Origin of the sequence: Embleya sp. NPDC059237 (genome assembly GCF_042754105.1) — a bacterium.
Lineage (GTDB): Bacteria > Actinomycetota > Actinomycetes > Streptomycetales > Streptomycetaceae > Embleya.
On record NZ_JBHZAE010000033.1, the window covers coordinates 1 to 9,186 of the forward strand.

10 protein-coding genes and 1 riboswitch are annotated in these 9,186 nt (G+C 71.3%); of the genes, 7 read left to right on the forward strand and 3 right to left on the reverse strand.

From position 1 onward, the window contains the following. The first annotated feature begins 133 nt into the window (after positions 1-133). Positions 134-793: a histone deacetylase gene (locus ACFXKZ_RS50200; protein ID WP_380014486.1), complete on the forward strand. Its 660-nt coding sequence runs from the start codon at positions 134-136 to the stop codon at positions 791-793. 7 nt (positions 794-800) lie between these two features. Here the strand turns inward: ACFXKZ_RS50200 and ACFXKZ_RS50205 are convergent, their stop codons facing one another. Continuing rightward, positions 801-1,526: a flavodoxin family protein gene (locus tag ACFXKZ_RS50205; protein WP_380014489.1), complete on the reverse strand. Its 726-nt coding sequence runs from the start codon at positions 1,524-1,526 to the stop codon at positions 801-803. Between the two features lie 342 nt (positions 1,527-1,868). Here ACFXKZ_RS50205 and ACFXKZ_RS50210 point away from each other — a divergent pair, with 342 nt between their 5' ends. Together ACFXKZ_RS50210 and ACFXKZ_RS50215 are read left to right on the forward strand one after the other, a co-directional pair. Then, positions 1,869-2,276, forward strand: coding sequence for a WXG100 family type VII secretion target (locus ACFXKZ_RS50210; protein WP_380014492.1), 408 nt, complete (start codon positions 1,869-1,871; stop codon positions 2,274-2,276). 1 nt (position 2,277) lies between these two features. After that, positions 2,278-4,398, forward strand: a complete 2,121-nt coding sequence (locus tag ACFXKZ_RS50215; protein WP_380014495.1) for a hypothetical protein — start codon at positions 2,278-2,280, stop codon at positions 4,396-4,398. 39 nt (positions 4,399-4,437) lie between these two features. Here ACFXKZ_RS50215 and ACFXKZ_RS50220 read toward each other — a convergent pair whose 3' ends face one another. Next, positions 4,438-5,079, reverse strand: a complete 642-nt coding sequence (locus ACFXKZ_RS50220) for a uridine kinase (protein WP_380014498.1) — start codon at positions 5,077-5,079, stop codon at positions 4,438-4,440. 110 nt (positions 5,080-5,189) lie between these two features. Between ACFXKZ_RS50220 and ACFXKZ_RS50225 the strand changes: the two genes are divergently transcribed. From ACFXKZ_RS50225 to ACFXKZ_RS50235, 3 genes are all read left to right on the forward strand, one after another. Then, positions 5,190-5,510, forward strand: coding sequence for a DMT family transporter (locus tag ACFXKZ_RS50225; RefSeq protein ID WP_380014501.1), 321 nt, complete (start codon positions 5,190-5,192; stop codon positions 5,508-5,510). Beyond that, entirely contained in the window at positions 5,507-6,046 is a 540-nt protein-coding gene (locus tag ACFXKZ_RS50230) for a TetR/AcrR family transcriptional regulator (protein ID WP_380014504.1), read from the forward strand. The genes ACFXKZ_RS50225 and ACFXKZ_RS50230 overlap by 4 nt, the downstream gene beginning before the upstream one ends. A 289-nt stretch (positions 6,047-6,335) precedes the next feature. Next, a complete protein-coding gene (locus tag ACFXKZ_RS50235) occupies positions 6,336-6,920 on the forward strand; it encodes a TMEM165/GDT1 family protein (protein WP_126642227.1) in 585 nt (194 codons plus the stop codon). A gap of 12 nt (positions 6,921-6,932) precedes the next feature. Here the strand turns inward: ACFXKZ_RS50235 and ACFXKZ_RS50240 are convergent, their stop codons facing one another. Further along, positions 6,933-7,409: a DNA-binding protein gene (locus tag ACFXKZ_RS50240; protein ID WP_380014507.1), complete on the reverse strand. Its 477-nt coding sequence runs from the start codon at positions 7,407-7,409 to the stop codon at positions 6,933-6,935. Positions 7,410-7,852: 443 nt separating this feature from the next. Then, positions 7,853-8,009: riboswitch (cyclic di-AMP (ydaO/yuaA leader) on the forward strand. 6 nt (positions 8,010-8,015) lie between these two features. Between ACFXKZ_RS50240 and ACFXKZ_RS50245 the strand changes: the two genes are divergently transcribed. Beyond that, on the forward strand, positions 8,016-8,978 hold the full coding sequence (locus ACFXKZ_RS50245) for an NlpC/P60 family protein (protein WP_380014510.1): 963 nt from the start codon (positions 8,016-8,018) through the stop codon (positions 8,976-8,978). The last annotated feature ends 208 nt before the right edge of the window (positions 8,979-9,186 follow it).

Here is a 9,186-nt window from a genome sequence, read left to right on the forward strand (position 1 = left end):
TGCCGTGCATCGGCGTGCCGGAGAAGCAGGTGCACAGTGGTTCCATTCGCCTGTTTCTCCGGGGCGGCGAGGTGCGGTGCCGGGCGTCGTGGAGCTCGGCGGGGGTTTGAAGACACGCGCTAGGCTGCCGGACGTGTGTTCCGATCTGGTGTGGTATGTCGCGTACGGGTCCAACATGCACGCCGCCCGGCTCGACTGTTACCTGCGCGGCGGCCGGCCCCCCGGCGGCGTCCGGAACTATCCGGGATGCCGGGATCCGGCCGCACCGCGCGCGACGCGGCCGGTGGTGATACCGGGCCGGATGTACTTCGCCCTCGAGTCGAAGGTATGGACCGGCGGAATGGCCCTGTACGACCCGCTGGACCCGGGTCGCACACCCGGCCGGGCCTACCTGCTGACCCTCGGGCAGTTCGCCGACCTCGCCGCGCAGGAGATGCACCGCGCCCCCGGGCTCGACCTCGACCTCGACCTCGACGACATGGCGACCACCGGGCGGGTGACCCTCGGCCCGGGCCGCTACGAGACGGTGGTCCGCGTCGGTACGGCCGACGGCCTGCCGATACTCACCCTGACCACGCCGTCCCGCAGCGCCGACGTGCCGTGGAACGCCCCCGCCGCCGCATATCTGCACCACCTGAGCGCCGGTCTCGGCGAGGCGCACGGCTGGTCCCGCCGGCGCGCCGCCCGCTACCTCGCCGGCTGCCCGGGCGCGGCCGGTACCTGGACCGAGGACACGATCGCCGTACTGCCGAGCCCACCGGACCCGCCGAACCCGCCCCGCCCGCCGGGCTGACCGTCCCTCAGCGATAGTCCGGATTCTCGAAGTCGTAGCGGCACCCGGCGTCCCACCCCGCCCGCTGATTGCCGTACGCCGGCACCCCGCCCGCGTCCTTGAGCAGCCGGGCCAGGTGCAGCAGATTCCAGGTCATGAAGGTGGTGTTGCGGTTGGTGAAGTCGTTGTCCGGACCGCCCGACCCGGGATCCAGATACGACGGCCCCGGCCCGGCCTCGCCCATCCACCCCGCGTCCGCCTGCGGCGGGATGGTGTAGCCGAGATGCTGAAGGCTGTACAGCACGTTCATCGCGCAGTGTTTGACGCCGTCCTCGTTCCCGGTGATCAGACAACCGCCGACCCGCCCGTAATAGGCGTACTGCCCGGCCTCGTTGAGCAGGCTCGAACACGCGTACAGTCGCTCCACCACCCGCTTGAGCACCGAGCTGTTGTCGCCGAGCCAGATCGGCCCGGCCAGGACCAGGATGTCCGCGTCCATCACCCGCTCGTACAACTCCGGCCACTCGTCGCTCGGCCACCCGCGCTCGCGCATGTTCGGCCAGACCCCGGTGGCGATCTCGTGGTCCACCGCCCGGAACTCGTCGACCGCGACCCCGTGTCGGGTCATGATGCCGCGGCTGATGTCCACCAGGCCCTGGGTGTTGCTGACCTCCGGGGAACGTTTGAGGGTGCAGTTCACGAACAGCGCTCGCAGGTCGTCGTAACGCGCGGGCGGTGGTCCGAAGTCGGGCATCGAAGGCTCCTCTTGTCTCGTGTCTCGTATCTCTTGTCTCGACGGCGGTGAACGGGGGTGACGCCGGCCGGCGCGGCGGACGATCCGGGACGTCCCGGCGCCGGCCTCTCGCATCCGATCACCCCGGGACGGCATATTCCCCCGCACCTCGCCCACCGCCGCGCCCCGACCCACCCGCTCGGCGCAACACCGGCGCCGGCCGACTCCCCGCCCGCGGTCCCGATCCGGCATCGTCCCTCGCGATGTCCACGGATCGGTTGATCACGGCGAGCCGGTGGTCTTGGATGGCCGTGTATCGCGCATGTATGGCGCGTATCGCATCGGTGACTCGGGGGTTGCGGCATGACGACCGATTTCGACTCGATACTCAATCCGGGGCTGCCCCGGGTGAAGGTGGACGGCAGTACGTTCGCCGCCACGAACAGGCCCGACCCGCGCCCGGGTTGCGCACCGCAGGCACCCGACGTACATGTCGAGCCGGGCACATTGGACACCGCCGCCGGCCGACTGCGGGAGATCGCGGGGGACTTCCGCACCACCGGCCTCAAGGGCGTCACCGCACTCGAACCGGTGACCAAGGCGCTCGACGGCTTCGAGCTGGCCAAGGCGGTGGACGCCGCGCACACCGCGTGGCACGACCGCACCATCGCGGTCGCCGACACCCTCGCCGGCCGGGCCGGGAACCTGAACACCGCGGCGACCACATGGCGCAACACCGAGGGATCCGTCTGCACGACCTTCGGAGGCTGACGTGGTCGATTTCATCCACCTGCGCGACGTCGACCTGGGCACGCTCGTCACCGCGGCCGAGGTGTGGGCCACGCTGCCCGACCGCATGCACACCCAGCACGGCGACGTGGACCGCGACGTGGTCTCCCCGCTCACCGGCGGCGCCTGGAAGGGCGCCGAGGCCACCGCCGCGATCGGCGAACTCCGGGCCATGTCCGGCCAGATGGAGGACGCGCACACCGAGGCGACGGCGCTGCGCACGGTACTGCTCGACGCGGCGAGCGACCTGAGGACCGCCAAGGAGCACCTGACCAAGGCGATCGCCGACGCGGCCGACCAGAAGTTGACCGTGGACGACAACGGCGGCGTGCACTGGACCGCGCCGTCGTACGCGCGCAACCTGCCCCCCGACGACTACGACGCGGTAACCAAACCGCTCAAGGAGGCGGCGCAGGGCATCGCGGACCGGATCGGCAGGGCGCTGACCGAGGCCACCGCCGCCGACCAGCGCGCCGCCTTCGCGCTGAACGCGGACACGCGCGGCGACGATCCGAAGAGGTTCAACGGCAAGGCGGTCGGCGCGGGCCCGGCCCAGGACGCACGCCGCGCGACCGACCTGGCCGATCGGCTGATGATGCTCAGCCCGGCCGAGCGCGGCGAACTGCGCAACCTGCTCGCCGCCAACGCCGACGATCCGGCGTTCAGTACCCCGTTCCTGAACCAACAGGGTCCGCGCGGCACGCTCTGGCTGGCGGGGATGATCGCCAAGCTCGGCGGCGGCGATGTACCCAAGGGCTTACAGGAGGACCTGAGGGCGATCCAGGCCGACCTCGGTCGGGTGCTGGCCGCCGGTACCGGAAAGGGCCCCGGGCCACACGTCGATCGGGCGTGGGTCGACGAACTCATGCGGGCCGGCCGGGAGAAGACCGACATCGGGCTGTATTCGTTTCGGCCCTACGGATATCAACTCCTTGGCACCCTGCTCGACACCGGGCATCAGGACACCGATTTCCTGCGCCTGATCGGCCAGGACATGCGCGCCATGGAGCGGGACGATCCCGCCGTATGGATGAAGAACACCCCGTCGGGCGCGATGTACAACGGGTTCCGACTCGACATCGCCGACGGACATGGGGCGGGGCTGGACCCGATGACCGGCCTGATGGCCGCCTTCGGCAACAACCCCGAGGCGTCGAAGGAGTTCTTCGACCCCGCCAAGCACCCCGGCGAGGTCGGCTACATGCTCAAGCGGCACTGGTTGCCGGACTGGGCCGGCGCGGGCCCGATCCCGGAGGGGTACAACCCGCCCGGACTCGACCAGTTGGGCCGGGCGTTGGAGGCCGCCGCCACCGGACAAACGCCCGGCGGCGGCTACGGGCTGCCCGGCGGCCCGCATCCCCCGCACGACGAGACGATGCGGCAGATCATGCGGGACACGGTCGCCACGCTCGGCGGCGACGACGGCCTGCGCGGCAAGTTCGCGGCCAACCTGCGGGACAGCGTCGGCAACATGGTCGCGTCCTATATGGGCGACGGCGTGTACGACCAACTGGTCGCCAAGGACGGGCAGAACGGGGCGATGTTCCACGACCGGGACCTGATGCGGGTGATCACCGGCGCGGGCAACGACCCCGAGGCGTTCGCGGTGATGCACGGCGCCACCGTCGAGCACGCCGCCGGCGTGCTGGCCGCACACCCGGTGGTCAAGGCGCCGGGGGCACTGCCGGCGATGGACGTCGAGGCCCGGCAGGCGTTCAACGCGCTGGGCACGATGGACGGTCTGCGCGACGAGTCGATCGTGGCGGCGCGCGAGGCGGGGGTCACCGAGGCGACCTGGAACCGCAAGTACCAGACCCTCGCGAGTGCGCAGATCCTGAGCTACATCCCGCACGTCGGCGTGCCCGCCGGCCGGATGATGGACATCTACACGGCCCACGCCTTGGCCGCCGACACCGCCGCCCTCGAACACGGCTCCGGGCTCAGCCGGACGGAGAACTACTGGAGCGGCTGGTCGAGTTCGCAGGCGATGGCCGAGGAGTATGCGCGGGCGAACACCACCAGTGCGGAGGAGATCGCCGACCTGGCCGAGGACCGCCGGGCCCAGGCGATGGACACCGCCGCCCGCCGGCTCGCCCGCAAGTAGCCCGATCGAGCCCGCCGCCCACTCCCCCGGGCGGCGGGCTCACCCGGGTCCGGCAACGGCCTCGGCTGGTGAGGCGGGCGATCCGGGCGGCACGAGCCGGCCACTCGTGCCGTCGACGCGCACGTGGGGGCGGTCCCAGGGACGGTCGGCAGCCAGGTGCGCGGCCTCGGCGACGCGCCACAAGCGCCAGAACCAGGCGAGTCCCGGCCCGTCGCGCTCCAGCGTGCGGGCGGCGGCGACCTCGGCCGGGGTGTCGACCAGGATGCGCAGCGCGGTGACCGTATCGAGTTCCCGGCGGGCCGCGCCGACGCCCTCCAGGATCACCACCGGGGCGGCCGGTATCTCCCGGTACCCGCCGATCCGATAGGCGGGCCAGTCGTAGATGTCGCACCGCGCCGCCTCGTGCCGGGCCAGCGGCGCCAGCAACTGCTCGCGCAACCGCGGCAACCAGCCGAAGAAGTCGCCGGGCCGGGCGAAGTCGTCCAACCGCACCACGGGCGCGCCGGGCAGGTGCGCGGCGAGCGTGTCGGCGAACGTGGTCTTGCCCGAGCCGCCGATCCCGTCCACCACGATCAACCGGGTTCGGCCGACGGACGGCCGGAGCGCCACGGCACACGCGGCCAATCGGGCGGCCGTCACACACCGGCGCGGATCGAGCCGTTCGGGCCGTTCGGTGGGCATCGGCGCAGCCTACCCACCACCACGACCAGGCCCGCCGGGGGCCGGCGACCGCACACCCCGGTCCAGTACATTTGTACTTGTACATCTGTACAACTCGGAGGGGAGGGCGCATGGCCTGGTTGTTCCTGGGGTTGGCGATCTCGTGTGAGGTGATCGCGACCAGTCTGCTCAAGAGCACCGACGGCTTCACCCGGCTGTGGCCGACGCTGGCCTGCCTGGGCGGCTATGCCGGCGCCTTCTATCTCCTGACGCTCTCGCTGCGCCAGTTGCAGGTGGGCACGGCGTACGCGATCTGGTCGGGGCTCGGGACGGTGGCGATCGCCCTGGTCGGCGCGGTGTTCCTGAACGAGCCGATGACGCTGCTCAAGGCGTTCGGGATGGCCCTGGTGATCGCGGGCGTGGTGGTGCTGAACCTGGGCGGTGCGCATTGACCGCGACCCGGGATCCGGAGGGCCGCCGGTTGCGGATCGTCCGCGGTGCCGTCCAGGCCATCGCCGAGGTGGGTGTCGGCAACACCACGCACCGCCTGGTCGCGGCGCGGGCCGAGGTCCCGCTGGGGGCGACCACGTACTACTTCGCGTCGCTCGACGACCTGGTCGCCGCGGCGCTGGAGTACGCCTCGGCGGAGACGGTGCGGATGGTGGACGACTGGGCGGCGCGGATCCGGGGCAGCGACGACGTGCCCGGCGTGCTCACCACGCTCACCGCCGAATACCTCGCGGACCGCCCTCGGGCGCTGGTCGAGTACGAGTTGTATCTGGCGGCGGCGCGCAGCCCCGAGTTGCGCGGTTTCGCGCGGGCGTGGGTCGAGGGGATCGGCGGCTTCCTGGCCGACCGGTTCGGACCGCCCGCCGCCGCGGCGGCGGTCACGCTCCTGGACGGCACGATGTTGCAGGTACTGACCCTGGGCACGCCGCTGGACGAGGAGCAACTGCGCTGGTCGCTGGCCCGCTGTCTGACATCGTGAGCCGGCCCCGGGCCGACGCGGCGATGCTCGGGCGGGTCGTACGCATGCGGTAAGGTCACAGACCAGCGAAGGGGAGTAGCCCCGCGAACCGGTCGTCGACATGCTGGAGCCCTCGGGCTCCCGGTGGCCGGGCCCGATCATCACGGGTGGGCGAGACCTTCGGCCAGGCAACGACGCGTCCGCGAATCTCGCGGACGCACCCCGTCGTGCCGGGCCGAGTGGTCCTCCAATCCGCCGAGCGGCGCTTCGTGAAGACCCGGGGCCCGGCTCTCGCAGAAAGCCACTCGGAATGCACCTCGACCTTCTGGCGATCCTGACCGCCTTCGGGCTGATCTTCCTCGCCGAGCTACCGGACAAGACCATGTTCGCGTCGCTCGCCATGGGCACCCGCATGCGCCCGCTCTACGTCTGGTTCGGTACCTCGACCGCGTTCGCCGTGCACGTCGCGCTCGCCGTGGGCGCGGGCGGTCTGCTCGGGCTGCTCCCCGGTTGGATCGTCAAGCTCGTCTCCGCGGCGCTCTTCGGCTTCGGCGCGTTCATGCTGCTGCGCGGTGGCGCCGACGACGAGGACGCGGACGGCGGCGGTGCGCGGATCACCGGGTTCCGGGCGGTGTTCTCGACCGCCTTCATGGCCGTGTTCATCAGCGAGTGGGGCGACCTGACCCAGATCACCACCGCCAACCTGGCCGCCACCAACGGCACCTGGTCCACCGCGATCGGCTCGGTCGCGGCGCTGATGTCGGTGTCCGCGCTGGCGCTGCTCGCCGGGCGGTTCATCGCCAAGCGCATGCCGTTGCAGACCGTGCAGCGGATCGGCGGGGTGTGCATGCTCGGCCTGGCGATCTGGTCCCTGGTCGAGGTCTTCGCGGGTTGACCCGGCGGGCGTTCAGGCCCGGGCGGCCGGGTCGTCCTCCGACTCGGGGGTGGTGCGGCCGAGCAGGCGTTCGTAGCGCTGGCGGGCCGCCTGCGGGGTGCCCAGGCCCAGGCCGAAGGCGATCTCCTGCCAGGTCATCTCGCGCCCCCGGGCCATCCGGAGCAGCCCCGCCTCCAGGTCGTCCATCTCGCCCCGGGCCATCGGGATCAGGCTCAGCGCGGCGGTGATGTCGGCGTGGTCGACCGCCGGCTCGCCGTCGGCGGGCTGCGCGATACCGCTGAGCAGGAACGACACCAGCCGGATCGCCTCGTGCGGGCCGAGCATGTACGGATGCACCTGCCGCGCGCGCTGCTCGTCGGTGGCCGCGTGCCGCTCGGCGATCCGGAACAGGGAGGCGTGTACGCGCCGGGCCCGCGCCTGTTCGGGGTCGGGCGGGCTGAAGGGATCGTGGGATTCGGGGGTCGCGGGCATGTCCGGAGTCGAAGGCATGGTCACAGCATGTCGAGACACACGGATCGATGTCAACAGATCATGTCGCATGATTCGTGTTAAACAACTTGTTCACATGATGCCGGGACGTGGGGGCGGGGTGCGGCCGGCCCGATGCCCGGAATGTGATGTAGCCCGCATGGATAAAACGGACATAAATTATATAGCCGACTTCGGGTTGCAATTCATTTCCGGTGACCGGTGACGGATCTCGACTATTTTCCGTTACCGCTCCGTCACGCCACTCTCCGAGATATGCCCTCGTCATCGCGGGTGCTTCCGACCGAAGCCGGCCGAGATGTCGCCTTTATTCCGCCTTTACGCTCCGGGCAAACTCTGCGATTCGGTTGTGATCTCCCCATCGCATTGCCTACCTTTCTCGCCGATTCACCTTTCGGGTGAACCCTGCCGCCGGTACGCCGAATCCCGTCGCCGGCAGCGGGATGTCTACAGCGAAGAATCCGACGGGAGCGGGGGAACCAGGTGAATCGCCGTGGCCGGGATCGTTCCGGTGACGGCTAGGGGTGAAGTCGCGTGAAGCGACCGGGCTGCTCCAGTCCGAATCCGACAGCTCACCTCGTAGGCGACAGGAGAGGACCCCATTTCATGCTGTCCGCAAACGCTCGCCACCGAGCCGCCCGCCCCGCCAACGTCCGCCGCTTCGTCGCGGCGGTGGGCATCGCCGGCATGGGAGCCGTCATCCCGGTCGCCGGCGCCGGTGCGGCCCACGCGCAGGTCCCCACCACCGACCAGGCCCCCACCGGCGCCTCCGCCGTGCTGTCGGCCACGCCGACCGCCGCGGTCGACAGTGCCCCGGTCCAGGCCGAGGTCGCCGCGCCCGCGGCCGCCACGGCCGCGGAGAAGGCCCGCTACCTGGTCCAGGCCGGTGACACGCTGTCCCAGCTCGCGCTGACCAACAAGGTCTCCGGCGGCTGGCAGAGCCTGTACCAGCTCAACCGCGACGTGCTCCTGTCCGGCCCGGACCTGATCGAGATCGGCCAGACCCTGCGGCTGACCGGCTCGGCGCCCGCGCAGCCCAAGGCGGAGGCCCCGGCCAAGCCGAGCATCCAGGTCCAGCCGAAGACCACGGTCACCGGCAAGACCGCGCCGAAGCCGACGAGCAAGCCGTCGGTCGACGTCGCCGCCAAGCCCGCCGCCAAGCCCGCCACCGGTGGCTCGAAGGGCAACCAGGCGCCCACCGGCGGTTCCTCGAACGCGTCGAGCAAGGCCCTTCAGGCCGTCGCCTTCGCCAAGGCGCAGGTCGGCAAGCCGTACGTGTACGGCGCCACCGGCCCGAACGCGTACGACTGCTCGGGTCTGGTCCAGGCCGCGTACAAGGCGGCGGGCATCTCGCTGCCGCGCGTGACCAACGACCAGTTCGCCGCCGACCCGCACGTGTCGATCGCCAACCTGCAGCCCGGCGACCTGGTGTTCTTCTACTCGGGCATCAGCCACGTCGGCATCTACATCGGCGACGGCAAGATGGTGCACGCCGCCAACTCGCGCAAGCCGGTGGAGATCGCCTCGATCAACACCATGCCGATCGCCGGCGCGACCCGCCCGAACTGATCGCGCGGCCCGGCCGCGGCGGCGCCCGGGTGACCATCGCACAGCGGTGGCAGTGACAGCAGTGGCTCTGCGCCGTGGCCCCCCCCCGGGGGGGGGGGCCCGCGCCCCCCCCCGCCCCCCCCCCCCGGGGGGCCGCGGGCCGCCCGTGTGGCCGGGGTGTACGGGCGCGGGCGGTGCCGACGCCTGGGTGGGGGGGCGTCGCGGGGTG